This window comes from Rania fehmarnensis (assembly GCF_056494185.1).
Genome location: NZ_CM151398.1, coordinates 9290057 through 9315029 on the forward strand (window position 1 = coordinate 9290057; position 24973 = coordinate 9315029).

Sequence of the window (24973 nt, forward strand, 5' to 3'; positions counted from 1 at the left end):
ATACAAAAGATCAACAATAACCAACGCCAGGCAATCAGCGTGCGTGAAACTCTGCGAGATGCCTTTCGCGGAGCGAAAGGAGACAATGGGCTACTCATTACTTGCCTCGCTCGCTGAGTACACGGAAGTAGGTCTCTACGGAATTGCGGTATTGGGGCGCTATGGTCTGTCGAGCAGATTCGATTGTTTGTTCGGCACCTTGTTCGCGCAGCTTGCCCCAGTCTTCGCCGTTGCGACGATCGACACTCAAAACGCGGACGGCGGAAGGAGCAGCCGCTTTCGTGTCGGCAGTGTTGCCGGTTTGACGCGAGGCGGCGGTCGATTGTCGTCCTTGCGAACGACTGCGATTCATTTGCTGAGCCAGCTGCCGCGAGGCTTCTTGCATGGTCGATGTCTGCGAGTTCTTTTTCTTGCCCGTGGGCGAACTCTGCTGGGAACTTGATTGGTTGTTATCATCTTGAGACTGGCCGGCCTGGCTAGGATCGGACTGTTGATTCTCGTCGCCTGGCTCTTGTGGCTGAGCATCGCTTTCCGCGTCGCTTACTTGACGATCGAGTTCATCGAGCATGCGGGCGAGCATCTTGGGATCCAAGGGCACACTGGGTTGAGCAGGTGCATCGATCGCCTGGTCTTTGGCTGGACCGGTTTCTTCCGGTTGCGGACCATCGATCATTTCTTTTAGTTCGCCGATGCGCTGACGCAGTTCGGTTTCCGCTGCGCTAACTGCCCCGCGTGCGGCCAGCGAGGCCTCAGGCGGTGCCGCATCTTTGGCTTCGCTGGAGGCAGCATTGGCCTCAGCCGCTTGCTGCGCCTGCTCGGCCGCAGTTGTCAGTTGCTCTAGCGCCGTATGCACTTCTTCGCGGCGCGATGTTTCCACGCGCGATGCCTGCTGACCGATGCGCTCGGCCGCTTGAGGATGATCCAGTCGCTGTTCATGCCGCGAGGCGCGCTGGAGATTGTTCGCTACACCCTGTACGCTCTGCTCGACTCGATCCTGTTGCTGCTGACCAGCCGCCAATTGCCCTTGGGCGGCAGCCAGTTGTTGCATCCAGCCTGTATCGGCCAGTGCCTTCTTCAGTTCCGCCGCGATGACCTCGGACGAAGTTGCGGCACTGTTGGCCAGGCGCGTCGCTAATTCAGCGGTCGGATTCTGACTACTCAGTTCCGTTGGTTTGCGGGCCGTCATTTCTTGCTGTGTTTGTTTGGCTGTGGCCAATCGTTCTTTGAGAGCGGCTTCGCGACCGCGGGCAACTTCGGCTTCGCGCTCCAGGCGACTTACTTGGCGCTCAGCTTCTAACAAACGTTGTTTCACATCTAGCGCATCAGGCTTGGCCTCCAGTTGCTTGGCCACTTCATCGCGAGTGCGTTCGGCATTGCGTTTGAGCGACTCCGCGTTGCGAGCGGCGTTATCGGCCTGGCGAGCTCGCTGTTCATGCGAGCGTTCAACCGATTGAGCGCCACGCGCCTGCTGCTGCAGTATGCGTCGTTCCCAGTCCTCCATATCGCGTTTGCGATTCTTGAGTTCTTGTTCGCTGGCATGCGCGGGCTGAGCGACTTCCTCTTTCAGATCATCGGCGATGCCCTTGAATTCGCGCTCGGCATCTTCGAGACTTTTGACCACCGCATCGGCCACGCGCTGCAGATCTTCCAGCGGCAAACTGCTGTGGGCAGCGCTGGCGTCGGCGATCGTCTGCTGCATCTGTTGTTGCATTTGATGCAACTCTTGTTGTTGCTGACGTGCACCGGCGCGACCTGATACATTTTGGGCTTCGCTGGATAGCTGCTGCATCCACTGGTGCATGCGTTCATTGGCGGCCTGGATATCTTGTTGCAGCAATTGTTTGCGCGCGGCATAGGCCGGGTCGGACTGTTCCAATTGCGATTGCAGGTTGCGTTCTTGGTCGGCTGAAAACGCTAGCGACTTGACCGACTCATCCAGAGCTTTCTTGGCAATGTCGCTCAGTTCTTCGCGCATGCGCGCGTTACGATTGAGTTCTTCCTCTAGCTTCTTTAGCACCTGTTGCGGATCACCGCCCGCCAGGTTGCTCAAGGACTCGGCAGTTTTGTACCACTCATCCATGGCGGCCATTTCCATTTCATTGGCCATTTGTTTGAGCGATTGTCGGGAATCAGCCAGTTCATCGGCCGCCATATTGCCCGACTGCAAACGCTCGAAGTGATCGGCGATCTGCTCGAGTGCCTGTTTGGCTTCACCTTGAGTTTGAGCGGCTTTTTCGAGCGGTGATTTGGCGGCGTTGCTGGTAAGTGCTTCCTTGACCGGCTTCATCGATTCGGCAATTTGTTCGCTGGCCTGGTCGATGATTTGTTGACTGGTATCGGCATCGCGGGCGATGGCCCGCTCGCCATCGTCCAGCAGGTCCTGCGTACTGGCCATCTCGGTCAAGGCATCGCGCAGATCGTTAATCGGTTGGCCCGTTTGCTCTTGTTGTTGACTCAGTTCTTGAACGCTTTGGCGCACGTCGGGCACTTCATCGGCCGCGGCCGACTCGGCCAGCTTTTCCGTTTCCTTTTGCAGTTGCTCGGTCTTATCTGCAGCTTTGCGGGCCAATTCAGAAACGCTCGGAGCAGCTTCCATCAGATCGACGCGGGCATCTCGGGCTACCGCATCCAGTTGTTCTTTAGCGGCATTCATTTGGTCGCGCATGTGAGCCAACTCGGCTTCGGCTGAGGCTTCCGCATCAGGAGACCAGCGGCGGGCTTGGATCTTCTGTCCCGCTTCGTTAGCAGCTGCTTCATAGCGAACGCGATCGACCTGTTCGGCGATTTTGCCATCGACACCCGCTTCGCGCAAGGCGCGGGCTGTTTGTTCGATGCGATGCTTCAGCGCGTCCCACGCGCGTGGACTTTCGGTTCGCGCCTCGATCGATGTCGAACTCCAGCGTTCGATCTGCTCTAGATCGGCCAGGTGTTTGTTGGCTTCGTTGAAGTTATGTACCGCTTCGAGCTTCCTGAGTGCACCACTCGTCCTTTGCATAGTGGCCGCATGTTCGGGTGTAAAGCGATCGCCGGAGCTATCCATCAATTGTCGCGTCGCGCGAATCGCATTGCCCATGTCGCTGACGTGATGGGCATCGGCATCACCGCGCGCCTGCTGCAGCTCTTTGCGATGTTGCAACATTTGCAGATCGCGATTCCATTGATCGCGCTGGGCAGGTGTCAACTTGCCGCCTTCTTGCCTGGTGGCTTCGGCCACCAGGTTGGATAGCTCGCCCAAGGCTGTGGCCGACGAATCGCTGCGCGCATCCAGTTCGCGACGACCGTTCAGGATCTCGCTATCCAGGCCGCCATCGACGCTCATTACGGTTTGATGCTGTTTGACTTCGGCCAAGATTTGCTTGCTGAACTCTTTAAAGTTCGGGTTATCGTCTGGATCGCTGGCGGCGCGTTCGATCCGTTCGGCCATTTGCCCGGACCATTCGATCCAGCCTCGCAAGCCGTGGGTGCCTTGTTCGCGCAGCAGCGGCGAACGATCCACCATGACTTGCTCCAGTTCACGCAGCTGCCGCGCCACCACAACTTGACGACGCTTGAGCTGAGCAGGTGAAGCCTCTTCGGCACCAGCCACGAGTTCTTGTTGGTAATCCTGGATGGTGCGCATGCCGCGGGCAACTTCACTCAGCACATCGTAGGCGACGAACTCACGAAATCTGCGATCGATGACGCTGATCGAGTCGCCCAACTTTTCGGCTGAACTTCGCACCCGGTTCATACGTTCGTTCATTTGCTCTGCAGAATTACTTGATGTATCAAGTAATTCTGACAAGCCTGCCAGTTCGGCCGACAGTTGCGATTCGATGCGAGCCAGTACCTGTCCGGTGCGTTCCAGCTCCGACAAACTGACCGAATCTTGTGGTTGCTTCAGGTTAGCTTCGACCTTCTGGCGCAGTTGACTTGCGTTATCGCGAGCTTGCTCGGCAAAGCGGGCGCTCACTTCCTTGATTTCATCCCAATGGTCGGTGCGTTGATCGGGTGGCAGCTTTTCTTGCTCTTGCTGCGTTTGCTGTAGTTGGCGAATCTGCTTCAGCTGCGGTTGCATCTGTTCGGCGTACTTGCGCAGTTCGGCCGCCAGTTCGATGCGCAGGGCGGTGGCCGGTCCACGCTCTGGGTCGACTGCCGCACTGGACACAATGAACTCCAAGGGCGACGAGATCGTAACCTGGCCCGCGCGATCCTTGACTTGCACAGCCACGCGCAACGTATCGCCAATACGCACTTGCAATTTCAAAAGATCCAACTCTTGAATAACCGGCGTGCGTACCAGTGGCGAGGTCGACTCTTCGGCTTCATCAGCTGCGATTTCGTCACTCTGGGGTGGAGCTGTCTGCTTTAGTTCCAGCGATTTGCTCAAATCAATCGTCGAAGTCACTGGCGTTTCGCCATTGAGACTGTTGATCAACAATGCCTCGGCAACCGGCAACTCATCGCGGGCCTCCAATTCCAGGCGTACGAGTTGATTGGGCTCAACCACGAGCATGCTGGCCTCAGGCTGGATCCAGGCCAACTGCGGCGCATCGTCGATCAGGGCATGAACTTGATACTCACTGCTAAACGCATTGGTAAATCCTGTGTTGGCTGCTTCCAGATGGACGCGATAAGTAAAGTCTCCATCGATGGGCAGTTCTGCTTGGAACAGTCGTCGATCGTAGGAAATGGTTTCGCCCGCCTCAGCCTTCATCAAGTAGGCTTCGCTGGCCAGCGGCTCGAGCTGAACTTTTTTTGGTTCTGCTGATTCGGGCAAGCTGACATTCAACCAGGCCCGTCCAATCGGTTGATTGCAAAACAACTGCAATTGAACTCGACTGCCGCGCAGGGCCTCCAAGTCTCCCAGCTCACTGTCCAATAGCTTGTCCGGTAGCAATGAGTAGGCTGGATGCACGATGCGCATCACGAATCGTTCGACTGTGGGCCTGGGACGACTGGACAATTGGTACCAAGGTGTATGCGCATCTTCGGCCACGACTCGATATTCGATTGGCTCGTCTTCCATCGTCAGGTTAGCGGTGTACACCAGGTTATCGGCGTTGAGTTCGATGGCTGTCGCCTGTGAGCCGGAGCGTGCCTCGGTGGGCGAGGCCACTTGCGCACGCGTCACGCCACGCATGGCGACTGCATCAGCCTGGCCGGCTGTCCGAGTTTCCAACATCACACTGTCGGGCAGTGGCCCAGCGACGCTGGCTTCGATGGCGACCACCGAACCTTCGGGCAATTGTGTCGAAGCGGGACTGGGTTGCAGAACAGTGATGTCGAATTGCGATATGCGGCCCAAGTTGGCCCCGGGCAACAAAGCCCGAGCCACGCGATGCGGCCAGTGCAAACCAGGCACCCACGCCAGGCCAGTCATCAGGGCCAATCCAACAGTGGCTGCTATTAATCCGCGCGCGATGGAAGACCAGGGCAACAACTCTGAGACGCGGACTGGTGCAATCGCCTTGGCCACTTGGGCTTGAACGCGCTCGCGAAAACTGGATGACGAGAGACTGTTGCTCACATTGTCTTCGCTCAACTCGACAGCAGACAGCAGACGCTGACTCAAACGTGGATCATGCGCTTCGAATTGTCGAGCCGTGGCGGTCAGTTGCTGACCGCGCCCCACCCGCAGCCAGGTACCCAGCAGCGCAGCCAGGCAGGCAACGTAGATCGTACTGCTGAGCAACCAGCGCACAGCAGTCGGTACCACCAGGCTGGCATCGACAATGATTACAACCAACAAGAAAGCGACACCCAGTAGCAAAGCTACCGCTATGCCCTTAGCAATTTCTAATGTCTGCCAACGACGTCGAAACTGCGTCAATCGCTGGCGCGTGATCGGTTCTAGTGCTGCGCTCATATTAACCCCACGCGTTTTCTGAGCCACCATTCAATTGTCAGCAGGAGCACGATAGGTACAAACCACCAGTAGCTCTGCCACAGCAATGTATCGGACTCCAAGATTTTCCCGCGGCTGAGCGGGCGGAGCAAGTCAATTAGGCCTTGGCCATCTTCTTCGGGCAAGAATTGACCACCCGTAACTTCGGCCAGCTTCTTCAGCAGAGCTTGATCACAACTGAGTTGATCCATCTCGCCACTATCGGGTTCCATCACCGCAAACTCACTATGCACGGCCAGGGCATCGCTGGTCAGTCCTGGTGCCACAATCGACACGCGATAGTTACCCGCCGCCGGTGCATTAATCTGACCCGAATACACACCTGCAATGGCCGGTTCGGCCGACAGAGGCACGACGGCGATCACGCGCCCACTACTAGCCGCATTGATAGTGCCGGCTGCATTGGTAGAGTCGACTGTGCCAGGCGCAGCCCCAGTTGTCGCCGCTGGACCAGAAATCGAATCGACAGCCGTGATGATGGCTTCGACCGCCAGGTCGCTGGCAGGTTGACCTTGAGCGTCGCGCACTCGCGATCGAATGGCGATGGTCTCACCCGGTTGATAGACCAACTTGCCAGAATCGATCGCTACGAATTGACCTTGAACCGACATGGGCAAGCGCATTACCCAGCGACCAATCTGATTCCAAAAGCGTTGATGATAGGTATCGGCAACTTTGTACCGCCAGCGCCACGTCTCGTCAGTGCCCGAATAGAAAACGCGACCAGCCCCAAATTGACGCGTGGCCATCAGCGGCATCTCTTCGCCGTCGAGCGTATAAGTGGCTAGCACTTCACTCCCGGGCAAGGACTTCACCGAAGTGGTCATGTGCAGCGGGGGCAAACTGCTCCAAGCCGCTTCGTTCTTCACCGGATCGTTGGGGGTTAACTGGAAAGCAGCCAGTTGCCGAGCGGTGGAAGTGAGTCGAATAGGGACCGGATCAGGCTTGATCTTTTTATCTTCGATCCAATCGATAGGCAGCATCGATTGAATAGGTTGAAACGCCGCATCGCGCAGCATGCCGCGAGCACCATCGACGATGATCAGACCACCACCGCTGTTCTCTACAAACGACTTGATCCATTCGAGCGTCTCTTTGGGCATCACGCCAGCGGGCAATTCGCCCAAGACGATCAGGTCATATTCCATCAGTTTCTCTTTGGTCGCAGGAAACTGATTGGTAGCGCCACCGCGCGGCAGTTTCGGTGGCGCATCGCGATAGTCAGGTAAAACTAAATCAACTTGCCAGGCTGGATCACGATCAAACATATTGTGCAGATAGCGAGTCTCCCAGCGACTGCGACCATCTACCAATAGTAAACGGCTGCGTTTGGTTATGACTGACACATGAAAGACGCGCGCGTTGTTCGACAGGTCGGCTTCGCCAGTTTGTGGTTCGATCTTGGCTTCCAAATGCAGTGGGACCGCGGTGAAGCTGGTGGAGCGTCCGGCCTGTTGTTGAATCTTTTCGACGATGGCTTTAACCGGAAAGGCGAAATCGATACGTCCGCGTTCTTCGCTGGCCAAGGTGCGAGTCTCTTCCCACAACGTTTCCTGGCTGCCGGCCAGGTTGATCGTCAGCTTCAGCGGAGTGGGCTGTGGCATGCGCCGGCGAATAACTAGCGTGCCCCGCAACATGTCTTTTTCAAAGACGCGTTCGGGATGTTCAATCGATACCAGGCTGACGTCAGCGGGTGCTTGTGTACCGCCGATACCGATCGAGAATACGGGCCGGCGTTCAACGGCTAAATTTTCAGCGATCGCCAGCGGAGAAACTCCGGCCGTATTGCGCCCATCGCTCAATAAAACAATAGTTTCCGCAGCGCCGCTAAACGCTAGTTCTTGTGTTGCATCGGGGTCACTCGTTGCACTGGCATTCTTGGCGGTGGTTTTGGTTGAGTCGCTGCCTGCCAGAGCTGCGCCCAATTGCGTGGTAGCTGCAAAGTTGGGCGGCATCCACTGCCGAGGATCTTTGGGTAGTGGCGAAGTTTCGCTGAGCGTGGATTCCCAGAGCTTGGTACGCGTGGCATCGAAGCGTTCGACCACAATTTCGAATTCGTCACTTAACTCGCTGAGCACTCCTGCTTCGGTACCCAGCAATCGCTCGAGAGCTCGCTCGTAGCGCGTGGCTCGATCGAACTCCGTGACAGGTTGCGTGGCATCTTCGGTTGGATTGGCCAAAGACGGGTCGCTGCTGGCGACGGGACTCGGGTCACTCCACCCCAAGGAGGCAGAGATCTTTTGTTTGGTGGCGTCATCCAAATGCATATCGGTAATCGACATGCTGCGTGAACTATCGATCAGAAATCGCAAGCGCCCCGGCTCGCCTTCGCGATAGCGATGATGCAGCACCGGCGCAGTCAGCACCAGAATGGCCAAAGCAATCGCCAGGCTGCGCAGCGTCGGCAGCAACCACCGCACCGGTCCAGATAGGACCTTCGTTTCGCGCCAGTACAACCACCAACACAGGCCAGCCACAGCGCAGGCTAGCAGCAAGCCCAGCCAGAGTGGAATATCACCAATGAATCGCAAACTGCTCATGTGGGCGTCCGAGTGAGGCTCTGCTGCAGCAGCAATTCAGCAATCAAAAACAACACCAACGCAGCCAACAATGGCCGCCAGATCTCGCGACCCGTTTGCTTGACGAGTTCACTTTCCCAAAATGCATCGGCCGAGGGTTGAATCTGCGCATCCAACCGCTTGGCCCATTCATTCATGGCACCATCATCCAGTGGATCCAAGATCGACTCCGCGGCCGGTGGACTGATGGCAATCGCCAACGGTCGCTCGCGTACGCCGCTGAGTTGATAAGCGCCTGGAAAGTGTGTCAAAGCGAACTGCACGGTGCGCTCGGGACCTTGCACTTGCGGTTCAAGTCGAAATCGCAACCCGGCCGGTGTTAACAGTTCGATCTCGGCATTGGTCGCGGGAGTTGCCGGTGCAGAGTTGGTTTCGTTCAAAGCCACGGCCACCGTCGAACCGGTTTCCAGATTCAATCGTGGCATCGAAGATGTCGCGCCATAGAGTACGATCTGCTGCACCAGCGGCACAAACACTTCGCGGAGAGGCAAGTTGCTCCAGCGCTGGCCTGCATTGATCGCCCATTGCAGCACGCGCCCTCGACCCACCACGCGTTCTACAAGCAGTGGGTCACCGTTTTCAAGACTGAGCAGCGGCAAGGAACCGGGCGCTGTCTTCAATTGCATCCAGGTAGTGAAATCGATGCTATCCAGTCGACCATTGCTGCTGCGATTGAAGAAGGTCAGGGCAGGGTGCTCGTACGATTGATTCTGAATCTTCAGTGAAGCTTGCGAGCGATCCTTGGCCCGTGAGAGCCCGCTGTAATCGGCGGCCAGCAGTTTTGAATTGCTGGTTGCTCCCCAGCGACTGTTATACCACTGAGCATCCAAGCCTTCGCCGGCCCAGATCATCAACATGCCGCCGCTGCGCACAAACTCTTCTAACACCACCGCCGTCGAATCATCCAGCTTGGGTATGTTCATCAGCGCCACCGCTTGACGATCTGCTAACCACTGGGCATTGATCTCTTGCGGACCGATGATCTCGCACTGAATTGGATCGGCCCCTGCGTGAGCCTCCGCCCACCCGGCGGCTTCTTCGCTAGTAGCGGCGCCTACCAGGCTGACCGCAAAAGGTGACAAGGCTAAATTCAAATAGGCAGCATCATCGATCGTCTTGGCGTTGGGTGAACGGGCACTGACGATGCCTACGCGCACCGGTTCGATAACTTCGACACTCCACCGCGAGACATCGTCACCAGTTACGGGATTAGCCGGGTTAACGGCTGTCGATTGTTTGTTATCCGTGGTGCGAGCCTTGTCCCCAATCGATACGCTCAGCACATGAGTGCCCAACGTTTGCAGCTGGCAACCGAAGGCTAAAAATATCTGGGAGTCACCGGCGACTTCCACATTCTTGGTCGCCAGCGCTTGGCCATCAGAAAAGAGTACCACCGGCAAATTCTTGACACGTTGACGACCATGATTTCGTACAGCTACGCGAACTTCGAGCGTTTGCTGGGGCGTAGCTACGCTGGGGCCAAGTGGTCGATCAATTTGCACTGAGACATTATCTGGACCGCTGCTCTTGATTGGAATGAACGTAATTTCGATGGGAGCTTCTTTGGATTGTGTGCTGGTTCGCAACGCACTCAAGGCTTCTGGCGAAAGACTCTCCCACTGCGTGCGCTGGAAATCGCTGAGCAACAATAAGTGTCGACGAGCTTGTTTGGCTTTGGCCAGGCGATTGATGCCTGTGGCGATGGCTTCTTCGATGGCAGCCGGGCCAGTGCCCACGCGCACATCGCGCAGTCGGCGCAGCACGCGCTGGGAATCGAAGGTAGCACCCGACGTTTGATCGATCACACCGCCACCGGCCGACAGCACGGTTACTTCGGTCGCTTTGCCAAAACGTTCCACTAGCGATTGAGCCTGGGCGATGGCGCTATCGAAGCAGGTGGCGTTGGCGGCATCTTTGTCGGTCGAATTACTGGGGGCTTCCATGCTCAGGCTGTTATCGATCACCAGCACAACCGAGTGCTCGTTACCGCCCACTGCTGTGCGCCAGGCAGTCAGCACAGGCCGCGCCAAGCACAGGGCCAGTATCGCGGGGATCAACATCCGCAGCAGCAAGAGCAGGAGCGCCTGCCACTGCACGCGACGAGTGTTGATCTTGAGGGCCGATTCGAGCAAGTGCATCGCGCCCCAATCCACTAGCTTGAAGCGCGTGCGATTGAGCAAGTGAATAATCAGCGGAATGGATGCCGCGGCGGTTCCTGCCAGCAACATCGCATTGAGAAAGATCATATCTGCTTGCCTCGCACAGCCAGGTACGACGCCAAGAGCGAAGCATGCGGTTGATCGGTCGTGCAACTAATCAGGTCGATCTTTTGTTTGCCACAACCGAGCGACAACGCTGTGCGGAAGCGTTCCAGATTCTCGATGTAGGACTTGCGCAGGAGCGAACTATCGAGCATCCGCATATGGGTTGGTAATTCCAACGAACGAAACTGAGTGCGACCGCGAAATGGAAACTCCAGTTCATCACGATCCCAAACTTGAAACACCACGACATCGTTTCGCGCGTGCCGAAAGTAGCTAAGCGTCTTGAGCAGATTTTCGACTTCATCAAAACAATCGGATATCAGCACTAGCAGACCGCGTTTGCGAATCTTGGGCACCAGGCGAGTCAGCACATCACCGATAGCCGTTTCACCTGCCGGTTCACTTCCAACGAGCGTGGTCAGCAGACTACGCAAGTGGCTGGGCTTGCTGCGCGGCGGTATATACTCGCGCGTGTCGGTGTCAAAGGTAACCAGGCCTACGGCATCCTGTTGGCCGACCAGCATGTAGGCTAATGACGCGGCCAGTCGGACACCAAACTCATGCTTGGAAATCTTCTGAGGCCCGCTGGCACCATAGGCCATGGAACCACTTTGATCGAGAATAATGGTGCAGCGGAGGTTGGTCTCCTCTTCATACTGCCGGATGAACAGTCGGTCGGTTTTGCCGAACAACTTCCAATCGATCGAGCGAATTTCATCGCCGCGCACGTAGGGACGATGCTCTTTGAATTCGACGCTAAAGCCCTTGTGAGGCGAACGATGCATACCCACCGTCACACCCTCGACGACTTGCCGCGCATAGAGTTGCAACTTAGCCAGCTTGTCGCGATCGGCAGCCGATAGCAGCGGGTTACTCATGGTCACTTCGTTTGCAGTTCTTTCACGGCGCGCATGATGATGTCGTCGGTGCGAATGCCGTCAGCTTCGGCGGAAAAGGTCGGCACCAGGCGATGTCGGAGCACGGGTGTCGCCAGGGCGGTGATATCGTCCAGCGTGACATGATACCGACCGTGCAACAAGGCTCGGCTCTTGGCGGCTAGGACCAGTTGTTGGCTGGCCCGCGGCCCTGGGCCCCAGTCCACCCATTCATTGACCCACGGAGTTTTCTTGGCTTCGGTGGGTCGCAAGCTGCGCACCAGGTCCAACACTTTTTGTTTGACGTTCTCAGGCAGCGGTACCAGGCGTACCGTTTTTTGAAATTCAATGATCTCCTCGCCGGTCACCACGGGCTCAAGTTTGCTTTGAAAGCCGGTGGTGGTGCGATCGATAATCAGACTCTCTTCGTCGCGCGAAGGGTAATCGACGAGCACCTGAAACAGAAAGCGATCGCGTTGGGCTTCGGGTAACGGATAGGTGCCTTCTTGTTCGATCGGGTTTTGAGTGGCTAAGACGAAGAATGGTTCAGCCAGGCGATAGGTCTTGCCACCGATGGTAACTTCGTGCTCCTGCATGGCTTCCAACAGAGCGGCTTGCGTCTTGGGTGGGGTGCGGTTGATTTCATCGGCCAGTAGCAACTGAGTAAAAACTGGCCCGCGTTCGAAGACCATTTCGCGATGGCCGGTGGTAGGTGATTCTTGAATGATATCCGTGCCGGTGATGTCAGCGGGCATCAGGTCGGGCGTAAACTGAATGCGATGGAACGACAGGGCCATCGATTCGGCCAATGTGCGGACCATGAGCGTTTTGGCCAACCCGGGAACGCCTTCCAGCAGACAATGCCCGCGCGACAGCATGGCGATCAGCAATTGCTCGATGACTTCTTCTTGGCCGACAACGATTTTGGCAACTTGCTGGCGAACCCTGGTACAGGCTTCGCGTAAACGTTCGGCACGCTGAATATCCAGGTCGCTGGCCGCAGGACTTGCTTCAGGCAAAGGGAATCTCCCAGGCGGTAAAAAGGGTGGGGTGGTCCTGGAAGAGTTTTGGCACTGGCACCGGCCAAAACTCTTCCAGGCCCACCCGAAGACGACAGGCGGCAAGCCTATCCTACATACCATATGCTAATCGCTGACAGATACGCGTGGGAGATGGATGCAGATCTTCGTACCGTTGCCCGGTTGGCTGTCGATGCGAATAAATCCCCCCGCTCGATCGATGATTCGCTGGACAATCGCCATTCCCAGCCCGGTTCCATCATCTTTCGTAGAGTAAAAGGGCTCGAACAGTCGCTGCTGCGTCGGCTCGTCCATGCCCGATCCGTGATCGCAGACCTCCACGGTAATGAAGTTGCCTGGCGACTCTTCGTCTTGCTCGTTTAGATGTGTTCGAATCTGAATACTGCTGCCAGGCGGCGAGGCGTCGCGAGCGTTGACCACCAGGTTCAATAGAACTCGATTGAAGTGATTGCGATCGATCAGGACCTTGCCGGTCTCGTCAGCATGTTCGATTTGCAGGAGGTAGTTACTGCCGACCGCCGTCTGAAGTACAGGTAAAAATTGATCGACCGCCACCGCCGGACTGAGGGCTTCGGGACTGGCTTTGGTGCTGCGACCGTAGTCGATCAGTTCCGCGATCAACTTGGTGCCGGATTCACAGGCATGGTCGATCACCGAGATGGCGGACTGCATCTCGTCGGTCGCCGTCGAACGAATCACGTACAAGCTGTTGGTAATGCTGACTAGAATATTGCGAAAGTCATGCGCCACACCCAAAGCCATCTTGGCCAGCGCGTCGGATTTCTCCAATGCCACCAGGCGATTGTCGCGTGTTTCGATCGACTTCTTCAACTTCTTAATCTGCGTGGCCCTATACTTGATCGCTATCAAGTCGGCCACCGAGGCGACAAAGTCTCTCTCTTCGGTCGTCCACTCTCGCGCCGGACCGGTATGTTCGCAGCACAGCACCCCCACGACTTCGCCTCCGATAAAGACAGGCGCGTCGAGCATCGAGGTGATTCCCAGCGGTCGCAAGTAAGACTCGACCAACTCGGAAGTCTTGGGGTCGGTCAGGGCGGCTTCGGCTGGCACGATCTTGCGATTGCTGAGCTGATTAAAATACTCGGGGAAGTCTGCCACCTGTAACAGAGCCCCTTCGGACCAAGACTTGGTCTCGCCTTCGTACAGACGCAAACATTGGAGAGTCTGGCGGTCATTGACCAAGACCCAAACTCCGACGCGCGAGATTCCCAGCACATTGGCGGTCGACTCGCAAGTCTGACGAATGATTTGATTCCAGGATGCGCCGGACTCAATGGTCAGTTTAGTTAGCTCTAAACGCACGCTTTCAGTCGCCCGCAGTGGAGCAGGCGAGCAGCTTTCAGGAGTGTCAACAGAGCTCATGTTCGCAATTGGGCCCTAATTGCGCGATCTTTGTTCGAACGTAATCTCCTAAATTTAGAAGCTCTGCCGACTTATTTCAAATTAAACGTCTCCAGATTTCTCAAGTTAGACGTTTTAGGCGTGTGATTTAGCGCCGGCCATTTCGAGCATATGGGGTCGGCGAGCCTCCTTAGCATCACTTCGCAACACGTCATCGATGCGTTTGCCTGCTTCCATCGCTGATACCAGTTGCGAACCTTTGGCAGCGGGCATCTCGTAGAGCGCCGCCAACGCCTGGACTGTCTGCGAGTCTGGTGAATCGCAGCTGCAGCCATCCACGATCAAGTCAAAGCGATCACCCGCAGCCAGCTTGTCGACCAGGCACTTCGCGCAGCCGATACTAACAACATTGCAAGCCTGTTCCTGCAGAAGTTGTTCTGTCCTTGAACTGGAGGATTGGGAATCTTGGTCAAACGTCAATCCAATTCGCATGATAGCGCCTTTCCTGTTAGCCGACTGGCAGTAACCTGATACGCAGCAACCCAATTGGTTGTGCATAGAACACCTGCCCAGTAATCAACGTTTCGACCATCCGAGGTCTCGACCTTGAACTGCACTTGTAGTGTAGAGTTGTTCACAGGCGGACGAAAGACTAGTATCTGTTAATCACTGGCTGGATTCAGCACCTTCGCCGTTTGTTCCTTTTTTCGTCGAGCCGCATAAGAAATTGTCTACGACCGCCAAAGCCACCCGTCCGCTCATCAGTGCCTTTCCCAAGTGTTACTTGGACACCATCTCCCAAGCTCGCACGATGACCGTGTTCGACTGGATCGAACAAGCTAAACAACTCGATGCCGATGGTCTGGAAATGTATGAAGGCTTCTTCACCAGCTTGGACGATGAATACATCGACAGCGTCGCCCATGCAATTCGCCATGCCGGCTTTGCCATGCCCATGCTGTGTTGCTCACCCGACTTCACTCATCCAGATGCCGACAAGCGCCGCGCCGCCATCGACTATCAGAAAAAGATGATTCACGTCGCCCATCGCTTGGGTGGTCCTGGGACAGTTTGCCGCGTGCTCAGCGGTCAACGTTGGCCCGAAGTCCCGCGCGATGTTGGCTTGCAGTGGTGCAGCGCGGCGATCATCGAGTGCATCGATGTTGCCCGGTCGCTGGACATCGTGCTGGGTTTGGAGAACCATTACAAAGACGGCTTCTGGTTGTACCCTGAGTTTGCCCAGAAGATGGATGTGTTCCTGGACTTGCTGGATCTGATCCCACCGTCGCCCCACTTCGGGGTGCAGTACGATCCCAGCAACGCCGTGGTCGCCGGCGATGACCCGATCGAACTGCTGCGGCGCGTCGCTCCGCGCGTGGTTAGTATGCATGCCAGCGATCGCTACCTGGTGCCCGGCACGACCCAAGAGCAACTGAAATCCGCCGAAGGCACCGCTGGCTACACCAACTTGCTCAAACACGGCGTTACCGGACGAGGATCCAACGACTACCCCGCGATTTTCGATCTGCTAGTGAAAAACAACTACCGCGGCTGGATCAGTATCGAAGACGGCATGAACGGCATGGAAGAAATGGCCGCCAGCCTGGCCTTCTTGCGCGAAATGGTTGCCAAGTACTATCCGTGATCGGGGCCCGTGTTCAACTTAACCGAGTTACAATAGAGTCTCCCGCCCTCGACCCTTCTCTGGAGTCTTCCCGCCATGCATACCGTATCCCGCCGTTGGTTGGCCCGCTTGCTGTCGCTCAGCCTGACTGCTGCTGCACTGCCGACCATGGCCTCAGCCGCCGAACCTAAATTTGAGCGCGTTCAATTAACCCGCGAATTTCACGCCGAGGGCGGCACGGCTGCCGACTTGGATAACGATGGGCACGGCGAAGTGATCGTGGGCCCTTGGATCTACTGGGGACCAGACTTTCAGCAGAAGTCAAAATACTACGAAGGTGAACCGATCGATCCGGCCGGTTACTCCAAGAACTTCTTGATGTATAGCGACGACGTTGATGGTGATGGCCTGGTCGATACGATCGTGTTGGGTTTCCCTGGGGCGGAGAGCTGGTGGTATCGCAACCCAGGCAAAGACAAAGCTCGCACCGAACTTTGGAAACAACATGTCATCCTGGATGTGACCGATAATGAATCGCCAATGATCGTTGATTTGGATGGCGACAAGATCAAAGACCTCGTGTGCTCCAGCCGAGGATGTTACGGCTACGCTTCGCGGGCTGGCCAGGACCCCACGCAACCTTGGAAGTTTACGGCGATCTCGCCCAACAATAACTATCAGCGCTTTACGCACGGTATCGGCGTGGGCGACGTCAATAACGACGGCCGCATGGATCTATTAGAAGCCAATGGTTGGTGGGAAAACCCGGGACCACGCACGGGCGAGGCCGCGAACGAACCCTGGAAGTTTCATCAAGTAACCTTGGCGGCACCCGGCGGCTCGCAAATGTTCGCGGTCGATCTGGACGGCGATGGCAAGAATGAAATCGTCACCGGTCAATCGGCTCACGGTTACGGCTTGTCCTATTACAAAGTGCTCGACGCAGCCCATGACAAACTGGAACGAGTCGACATCATGACCGCTGATGAAAAAACGAGCCCAGTGGGGATTGCAGTGGGCCAACTGCATGCGGTCGATATCGCGGATATAAATCGCGATGGTATTCCTGACATCGTCACTGGCAAACGCTGGTGGGCTCACGGTACAGGCGATGATGGTTCGCAAGAACCTGCTACGCTGATCTGGTTTGAAACGCAACGCTCAGCCGGCCGCGTGCGCTTCGAGCCGCATGTGGTCGACATCTCGGCCGGCGTGGGCACGCAAGTCATGCTGACCGATGTCAACAATGACAAACTGCTCGACATCGTATCCGGCAACAAACGCGGAGCCTATGTCTTCTTGCAAATACCAGGGAATCGTCCCGCTGGAGAACTGTTCGTCAAGACCGATGCTTTTGATCAACGCCTGGCTAGTGAGAGCGTAGCGATCAACGATGATCTCGGCGGCTATCGACCAGCCATCAACTCCAAGCATCCACTGAACTTCGATTTTGAATCTGGCCAGACTGGCGATTGGGAAGTGCGTGGTTCGATGAGCGCCGGTGTGCTCGCCAAGAATCAATCCGGTGCTCAAGGTCAATTTGCAGGCACTTCATCGCAGGAGAAAGAACCTGGCAAACTGGTGGGCGAACTGATCAGTCGGCCGTTTATTCTGTCGCAGCCTTACCTGAGCGCGCTGGTTGCTGGTGGGCAAGATCCAAAGGCATGCGTGGAAGTAGTCAGCGAAACTTCCGGCCGCGTCCTCGGTCGCTTTGCCGGCACCAATAGTCAAACGCTCGAGCGGCAATGGCTGGAACTAAAGGACCACGTCGGCATGCCCGTCCGCATCCGCCTGGTCGATCACATGCCCGACGGCGGCTATGCCAGTCTCGACGACATCCGCCTGCACGCCAACAAAAAGTAGAGCGGCTTGGCATGTGGCCGATCTCGCCAGAGATTGGAAGAGGATTAGTGACGCGTCCTGTAGCCGATCTCGCCAGAGATTGGAAAAGGATTAGTGACGCGTCCAAAGTCTGGCGACTTCGGCTACTCTGATCCCTTGCGGGTGGCGTTCCACCATTCCCAAGCTATCGGCAGGACGGAGATAAAGATGATGGCGATGATCACCAAATGAAAATAGGTCTTCACAATTTCTAAGTTGCCGAAGGCATAGCCACCCAACAGGAACATGCTGACCCAAGCGACGCCGCCGATGACGTTATAGAACCAAAAGCGTCGATACTCCATGCCGCCAATGCCAGCCACAAACGGAGCAAAGGTGCGCAAGATCGGCAGAAAACGCGCCAGTACAATCGCTTTGCCACCATACTTTTCGTAGAACGCTTGAGCTCGCAACAAGTGTTGCTTGTTCAATAGCCAGCCGGTGTCGCGACGGAAAATCTGCGGGCCAACCCACTTGCCGATCGCGTAGTTCACAGCATCACCCGCGATCGCCGCGACGATTAGCAGCGGCACCAGGTAGTAGATGTTCAAGTTGTATTCGGGCTTGGCTGCAAACGCGCCCACAGCAAACAACAGCGAATCACCGGGCAAGAACGGTGCGATCACCAAGCCGGTTTCACTAAAGATGATTGCTATTACCAAACCATAAAACCAACCACCCATCTGCGAGATCAGTTCTCCCAGATGTTGGTCCATGTGGATGATCCAGTCCAGTATTTCCATGCTTGTCTTTCTGTCTGCGATCGATTGGTAATGGTCGCAACGCGGCGTGCCCGGGGGCGTGCCCACTCGGCAAAATTACGTTTCAGTATCCTGCGATTGGCCGCTGAAGGCCTGCTCCATCATAGTCCGGTCGAACGCACCTTCGTGATTGGAGAGGAACACAGTTGCTACTCCATTGCCAATAAAGTTCGTTATAGCCCGCGCTTCCGACATAAACCGATCGACTCCGAACAGTAAAACCACTCCCTCGGCGGGAATCACTTTCACAGCCTGGAGTGTCGAGATCAGCACTACAAAGCCCATCCCGGCTACGCCCGCGGCTCCTTTGCTGGTTAACATCAACACGCCAATGATCGTCAGCAGTTGCCACCAACTCAAATCGACATGGTAGACCTGAGCCAAGAAGATCGTGGCCATCGACAGATAAATGGTCGTGCCATCCAAGTTGAACGAATAACCCGCAGGCACAACCAGGCCGACGATCGGTTTAGCACAACCCATTCCCTCCAGCTTTTCCATCAGCGCCGGTAACGCTGCTTCGCTGGAGGATGCGCCCAGCACGATTAGCAGTTCGGTCCGGATGTAAACCAGAAACCGCCAGAGGCTAACGCGATAGTAACGCATCAATGCCCACAACACCACAAATACAAACACCGCCATGGTCGTGTACACCGTCAACATCAGCTTGGCCAGCGGAATGAGGGCTGCCAGGCCAAACTTGCCAACCGTCGTGGCCATACCACCCAACGCCGCCAGCGGTGCGAGCCACATGAGCTTGTGCAACAACCAAAACATGACAGGTGAAATTCGGCTGAGCCAACCGAGCACGCGGTCTTTTCTGCGCTGAGGCATCAGCGTGATAACGACCCCGGTTACGATCGAGACCAGCAAGATCTGTAGCGGTAGATTGCCTTTCAAGAAATGCAGCCAAGAGAAATCTTCCGCGCGCGTACGATACTCAGCGATCTTGCCTTCCAGCTTGGCGACGACTTCTGCACTGGGCGGCAAGACGCCATCGCCAGCCCGAATGATATAGGCCACGGCGATACCGATCAGCAAAGCCAACGTGGTCACAACTTCGAAATAGATCAGCGCCTTGCCACCGATTTGCCCGACGCGTTTCAGATCACCCATCGAAGCAATGCCCAGCGTGACCGTCAAGAAGATCAGCGGCAACACAAAGACTTTCAGCACTTCAACGAAACCTAAGGCCAACGGCTCCAGTCGCTTGCCGGTCTCTGGCGCTAGCCAGCCAATCAACACACCGGCCACCACGGCCAGCAATACCCACACAGTGAGATGTTTCATAGTGTCTCCTTTCGCTCCGCGAAAGGCATAGATTCATTTCCTTTCGCGGAGCGAAAGGAGACAATCCTACACCGTCACAATGGCCTTGATCACGCGGCTGGCCGGGTCGAGCCAGCTGGGAAACTTTTCAATCATCTCTGCGAAGTCGGCATGATGCGTAATCCAAGGCACCGTATCGATCTGGCCAGCTTCGATCAAGCTGATGATACGCGTGAAGTCGCGGGCCAAGGCATTGCGACTGGCCAAGAGCGTCAATTCGCGACGATGCATGATCGGCGCGTGCGGAAAGGAGATGTTCTGCTGCGAGATCCCCACGTAGACCACGCGTCCGCGGATAGCCGCGTAAGCCAGGCAGTCTCCCATGCTGTGATGACTGCCAGTGGCATCGATGACTACATCGGCCAATTGATCGCCGGTCAGTTCCGCCAGGTGTTTGATCGATCCGGCTCGATCGTTGGTATCCAATAGAATCGTGTCGGGAACTTTCATCTGCTCGCGGACGAACTCCAGTCGAGCTGCATTGGTATCCATGACGATGGTCCGCGCGCCGCTAATGCGCGCAAACTCGATCACCGATAAACCAATCGGTCCGGCCCCGATCACCAGCACATGTTCTTGCGCCGTGGGCTGGCCGCGATCGATCGCATGACAACCGATGGCCAGCGTTTCGACCAACGCCAATTGCTCGTAACTGAGCTCACGCGAGACGTGCAGTTTGCGAGCCGGCAAGAGCATGCGTTCGGTCATGCCACCATCGCACATCACACCCAGCGTCTTATGACTCTCGCAGCAGTTGGTATGACCACGTCGACAAGCATAACAGTGTTGACAGTTGATATACGGTTCGACTGCGCAAGTATCACCCGGAGCTACGTTGGTAACAGCCGAGCCGACAGCTAAAACTTCGACACCTAACTCATGTCCCGGTATGCGTGGATAAGAAAAGAAGGGCATTTTGCCCAGGTATCCACCATAATCGGTGCCGCAGATGCCAATGCGATGAATGCGCACTAGCGCTTGATCGGGACCGGGCGCGGCCGGTTCATCGATTTGGCAATGACGAAACTTTTCAGGTGCGTCCAGTGAGATCGCTTTCATAGTTGTGCCCTAGTTGTTCTCGGGCAAGCCCTCTTGGTGTCCGACATTATGCACCGGCGCGAGGATCTGCTGAACTTCTTTCAGCAGCGTGCGATCGATAGGCAAAGCAGCCCAAGTCGCCCACTTGCGAATGTTTTGAGGATTGGCGCTGCCTGCTACGGTAGTTGAGATATCTTCGTTCAGCAAACTGAATTGCAAGGCCAATTGGGCGATATCGATGCCACGCTGTTGACAGTGCTCGGCAGCGGCGCGAGCAGCCGCTTGCACTTCGGGTGGATCGCGGAACCAGACCGGCAACTGCGAATTGGTCAGCAGTCGAGCGCTGAAAGGTCCGGCATTCATAATGCCCACGCCGCGTTTTTGCAGCAGCGGTATGGTCTCGTCGGCAAACCGCGTGTTCTGCAGCGTGTATTGGTTGTAACTGAGCACACAATCCAAATCGGTTTGCTCCAGGATCGTGTGAAAGATTTTTTGCGGATAACCACTGATACCCACATAGCGCACCTTACCGGCTGCCTGCGCTTGGCGGACCGCTGGCAAGGTCTCGTCGATGATCTGCTGCAGCGGAACAAATTCGATGTCATGACACAACACGATGTCCAAATGCCCACAGCCCAAACGATGTAGCGAGACATCGATGCTCTCCGCTACCCGCCGAGCAGAAAAGTCAAAGTGATTGACATCGTAGCGGCCCAGCTTGGTACAGATCGAATAACTATCGCGCGGCACATCGCGGAGCGCGACTCCCAGCAGCACTTCACTCATGCCTCGACCATAGAAGGGCGATGTGTCGATGAAGTTCATGCCCAATTCCAGGGCCACACGCACCGATGAAAAGACTTCATCTAACGTCACGTTACGAAACTCGGCTCCCAGCGATGAAGCTCCAAAGCTGAGAATCGGCAGATCCAATTCCGTACGACCCAATTGTCGACGCTGCATCTAAAAAATCCCTTTGATCCAATAGTGTCGTTCGTTGATCCCCTTGGTCGCTTCAGCCAGCCACCGAGACGCACTAGTTTAGCGAGAATGCCGCTGGGCTGGCACTGGCTGACCGCGTCCACCGTCTGGCGACGGTGGCTACTGAAATTAGATGCCGTAAAACTGGCAAGCATTGTCGCCGAAGATTTTGCGTTCGACATCGTCGCCCAAGGGGCGTATGTAATCAGCCACCAAGCGATATGCATCTTCGTAGCTGCCCGAGAGCATGGCCACCGGCCAGTCCGATCCAAACATCAGCCGCTCCGGCGCAAAGGCATGCAGGATCACATCGAGATACGGCACGAAGTCAGCGGGGCTCCAATGGTTCAACTTGGCTTCAGTGATCATCCCCGAGAGCTTGCACATCACATGCGGATGAGCAGCCAAGTCGCGGATCTCCGATGCCCAAGGTTCCAGAACCGCATCTTTGATTAGCGGCTTGGCAATATGGTCCAACACAAAGGGCTGATCAGGAAAATTTTCCGCCAGGCGAATGGCCGCCGGCAATTGTTTGGGATAGATCAAGATATCGTAGGTCAAATCAAACTTGGCCAAGGCCCGAATGCCATCTTGGAATTGATGCCCCAACATAAAATTGTCATCCAGCTCGTCTTGTACCACGTGCCGAACTCCCACCAGCTTCTCATGTTGGCTGAACTCTTCCAACTGTCGCTCCACCTGTGGACTACGCAAGTCGACCCAACCGACCACGCCGTGAATCAGCGAAGTTGAACCAGCTAATTCCAAGAGCCAACGTGTTTCTTCCAGCGATTGTCGAGCTTGCACAGCAATGCAGCCGTCCATGTCACACTTCTCCAACTCCAGCTGCAAATCCATGGGCAAGAAATCTCGCTGAAGCGTCGAATCGGCTGGTATCCATGGATATTCTGCGGCGCTATAGTGCCAAAAATGCTGATGTGCGTCGATTCTCATGGTTGGTATCTGCAAAGTCTTAGTGCGATTGGGGGCGGTAGTCACTCCCTGTATTCTACCGCTTCACGCCGTAGCGGAATGCGTCGAGCATTTCGAATTCGTGCCCGTAGCGGAATGCGTCAAGCATTTCGAACCAGCGACTTCAATCTCCACGAGCCGAAAGCCTTGACGGCTTCCGCTACAGATGGGCCGAAAGCCTTGACGGCTTCCGCTACGGAGCGGCGTTAGTTCTCGATGAGCCCGCGATTGGTGATGGCGCTATGGCCGACGCCGCCGCGTTTTTTGGGATCGACGATCTCGGACGGGATGTCGAGCGTAAAATAGAATTGCCAGGTCGGACCATTGCTGCGGTCGACTTCGGCCTGCAGTGAATCGCCTTCGCGCATGCTGACGACGGGAGGCGGACCGGAACTGGACATCGATGACCAGGCTTCATCGGCACCGACAAAGATTTTTAGCTCGGCGATATAAGGCGTGATCGTCGCGGTCTGGTTTTGCGAACCGCCTCTGCTAAAGCCATGCATTTCGTATTGCACTTGGCGCGTCTCACCGCGCTTGTACGTGGCTTTGAGAACATTGTTGGCATTATCGTCGTATACCCAGCCGTTAGCGGCGATCTCTTGAATCAGAGCCTGGCGTATTTCGCTGGAGTGATCCAGCGCATTCACCTCGACGCGGCACTTGGCGCCTGGTTTGATCACCATGAAATCGTCGCGTTGGGCAGAGCTGATCACTTCGGCCGCTTTTTTACCGGGCAAAGCCACAGCGCCCACTGCCAGACCATGTTTGCCTTTGACATCAAAGGTCGCTGCATAGACCAGGTGATCATTGACAATGGCTCGCTTGCGAGCTGCCCACAGGCCTGTGCCCCAATACGCATTCGAATCAAAGGTATAGGTCCAGATCGGCAACTCCAGCTTGAGACTAAACAGCACGATCGAACCGCCACCCTGACCATCGAACGATAGCAGTTCGTCACCGACCCAATCAAAGTTGGCACTGAAGGGCGTGCCGACCGAGTTGGCCGCTAGCTCACGCGTCGCCTCTTGGCCAGTTATGTCTACGACGAAGAGCTTGTAGCTATTGAGAACCGCCACGCGCTTGCCATCGGGATGAGCCGCCACGCCCGAACAACCATCCATCGGCACTTGTCCCGCATTGTTACCACTGAGCGCGTCCACGATCCTCAGCCCACCATCTTCGGGAATGAGCACGTATTTTCCACCTGACGATAGCCTCGGTTCCGGAGCGAAAAAAGATTCTTGCGCAGTCTCCCACGCCAGAGCGCGGTTCTTGATATCCCACCCCATGACGCGATGGTTGTCCGTACGCTGTACCACCATATCTCCGGTAGCAAAGCGCGACCAGGGAACCGAATGTCGCCATGACTTGTCATTGGCATGGCGTGCATTCCACGATACGACGGCCTTGGGTTCTTCTAGCGCCGGATCAGCCTGCCACACAGTCAGCGTGGGATTTTCGTCGGAACCAAACGAACCTGAGCTGCGTTTGCTGAACGTAAGCAGTTGCTTCGAAGCGGCATGATAGTCAACCAACATCTCGCCGATCGGTAACATCTGAATGCGCTTAACTGCGTTCTTGTTCAACGCCACCCACATCAGACGCGTCGGCTGCTTGTCGTCTTCCCCGATCGACGCTAATACCCAATTATCATTGCCACCTAGCGCGATGAGCGAACTGAGTCGTTCATGAACGCTGCTAGCTGGAAAACCCACACCGGCTTGTTTCAGTAACAGACCTTTGCGAATAGGATCCGCAGGCAGATTCAACTGCGCTGTGTCGGTAGTGGCAGCTTCTTTGGCATGCCAGCGACGTCCCATACCACTGGTCAAGATTGCAGTCGCCACAGAGAACTCCTCTACCTGGGGCAGGTCGGGCACCGGCACAGCCGCCAGTCCCGCTTTCGATTGAAACTGCTTGACGAAAGCTTGATCTTTCGTACTCAGTTTCTCGATGGCAATTTTGACCTCTTTCATATCGCTGGTGCGCAGCTCGACTTTGCCGCCGCTGATCTTCAGCAGCGCACCCCGCACCGTGTATTTGCCCGTAGCATCGCTCCAGGTACGCGCGCGAGCAATCGCGCCACTTTCGAATAGATGGCGAACTTCGTCGTAGCTAAAAATCTTCTCCTGCGTACCGCCAGCGAACTGGTACGCACACAGCACACCTTTCTTGTTGCTGTCTTGCACTACCGCTGGTCGCCATTCGTTCAGAAAGTAGATCTCGACATCTTCACCAGCGGTATATCGTTCCGCCCCATAGCCTGCGGTTGTGACCAGTCCACACAAGACCAGTACAAATATCGGATACAGCCGTCGCAAAGAGGTTAAGTGCATAAGTTCAACTCGAAGATCAACTCACGTTCCCGCACCAACAA

General features: G+C 56.0%; 15 protein-coding genes. 2 read left to right on the plus strand and 13 right to left on the minus strand.

Annotation, left to right across the window (positions count from 1 at the left end; all coding sequences use genetic code 11):
- Window positions 1–97: 97 nt before the first annotated feature.
- From SH573x_RS31410 to SH573x_RS31440, 7 genes are all read right to left on the minus strand, one after another.
- Window positions 98–5848, minus strand: coding sequence for a hypothetical protein (locus SH573x_RS31410; protein ID WP_479352188.1), 5751 nt, complete (start codon window positions 5846–5848; stop codon window positions 98–100).
- Window positions 5845–8427: a glutamine amidotransferase gene (locus SH573x_RS31415; RefSeq protein ID WP_479352189.1), complete on the minus strand. Its 2583-nt coding sequence runs from the start codon at window positions 8425–8427 to the stop codon at window positions 5845–5847. The genes SH573x_RS31410 and SH573x_RS31415 overlap by 4 nt, the downstream gene beginning before the upstream one ends.
- A complete protein-coding gene (locus tag SH573x_RS31420; protein WP_479352190.1) occupies window positions 8424–10712 on the minus strand; it encodes a BatA domain-containing protein in 2289 nt (762 codons plus the stop codon). The genes SH573x_RS31415 and SH573x_RS31420 overlap by 4 nt, the downstream gene beginning before the upstream one ends.
- A complete protein-coding gene (locus SH573x_RS31425; RefSeq protein WP_479352191.1) occupies window positions 10709–11608 on the minus strand; it encodes a DUF58 domain-containing protein in 900 nt (299 codons plus the stop codon). Before SH573x_RS31425 ends, SH573x_RS31420 begins: the two co-directional genes overlap by 4 nt.
- A 2-nt stretch (window positions 11609–11610) precedes the next feature.
- Window positions 11611–12624 (minus strand): AAA family ATPase, encoded by a 1014-nt coding sequence (locus tag SH573x_RS31430; RefSeq protein WP_479352192.1) that lies wholly within the window; start codon window positions 12622–12624, stop codon window positions 11611–11613.
- 126 nt (window positions 12625–12750) lie between these two features.
- Window positions 12751–14028: an ATP-binding protein gene (locus SH573x_RS31435; protein ID WP_479352193.1), complete on the minus strand. Its 1278-nt coding sequence runs from the start codon at window positions 14026–14028 to the stop codon at window positions 12751–12753.
- A 114-nt stretch (window positions 14029–14142) separates the two neighbouring features.
- Window positions 14143–14499 carry a hypothetical protein gene (locus SH573x_RS31440; protein ID WP_479352194.1) on the minus strand — a complete coding sequence of 119 codons (357 nt, stop codon included), beginning with the start codon at window positions 14497–14499 and terminating at the stop codon, window positions 14143–14145.
- 235 nt (window positions 14500–14734) lie between these two features.
- On the opposite strand from SH573x_RS31440, the gene SH573x_RS31445 reads away from it, so the two are divergent.
- The gene (locus tag SH573x_RS31445) at window positions 14735–15652 is read left to right on the plus strand and encodes a sugar phosphate isomerase/epimerase family protein (RefSeq protein WP_479352195.1); all 918 of its coding nucleotides are present in this window, start codon (window positions 14735–14737) and stop codon (window positions 15650–15652) included.
- A gap of 75 nt (window positions 15653–15727) precedes the next feature.
- Entirely contained in the window at window positions 15728–17494 is a 1767-nt protein-coding gene (locus SH573x_RS31450; RefSeq protein WP_479352196.1) for an FG-GAP repeat domain-containing protein, read from the plus strand.
- A 122-nt stretch (window positions 17495–17616) separates the two neighbouring features.
- On the opposite strand, the gene SH573x_RS31455 is transcribed toward SH573x_RS31450, so the two are convergent.
- The 6 genes from SH573x_RS31455 to SH573x_RS31480 all read right to left on the minus strand — a co-directional run bounded on the left by SH573x_RS31455 (window position 17617) and on the right by SH573x_RS31480 (window position 24932).
- Window positions 17617–18255, minus strand: coding sequence for a DedA family protein (locus tag SH573x_RS31455; RefSeq protein WP_479352197.1), 639 nt, complete (start codon window positions 18253–18255; stop codon window positions 17617–17619).
- Window positions 18256–18330: 75 nt separating this feature from the next.
- Entirely contained in the window at window positions 18331–19563 is a 1233-nt protein-coding gene (locus SH573x_RS31460) for a cation:dicarboxylate symporter family transporter (RefSeq protein WP_479352198.1), read from the minus strand.
- Between the two features lie 66 nt (window positions 19564–19629).
- Window positions 19630–20661 (minus strand): zinc-binding alcohol dehydrogenase family protein, encoded by a 1032-nt coding sequence (locus tag SH573x_RS31465; protein WP_479352199.1) that lies wholly within the window; start codon window positions 20659–20661, stop codon window positions 19630–19632.
- 9 nt (window positions 20662–20670) lie between these two features.
- A complete protein-coding gene (locus tag SH573x_RS31470) occupies window positions 20671–21603 on the minus strand; it encodes an aldo/keto reductase (RefSeq protein WP_479352200.1) in 933 nt (310 codons plus the stop codon).
- A 147-nt stretch (window positions 21604–21750) separates the two neighbouring features.
- Window positions 21751–22575 (minus strand): amidohydrolase family protein, encoded by an 825-nt coding sequence (locus SH573x_RS31475; RefSeq protein ID WP_479352201.1) that lies wholly within the window; start codon window positions 22573–22575, stop codon window positions 21751–21753.
- Between the two features lie 224 nt (window positions 22576–22799).
- Window positions 22800–24932 carry an SHD1 domain-containing protein gene (locus SH573x_RS31480; RefSeq protein ID WP_479352202.1) on the minus strand — a complete coding sequence of 711 codons (2133 nt, stop codon included), beginning with the start codon at window positions 24930–24932 and terminating at the stop codon, window positions 22800–22802.
- Between the last annotated feature and the right edge of the window lie 41 nt (window positions 24933–24973).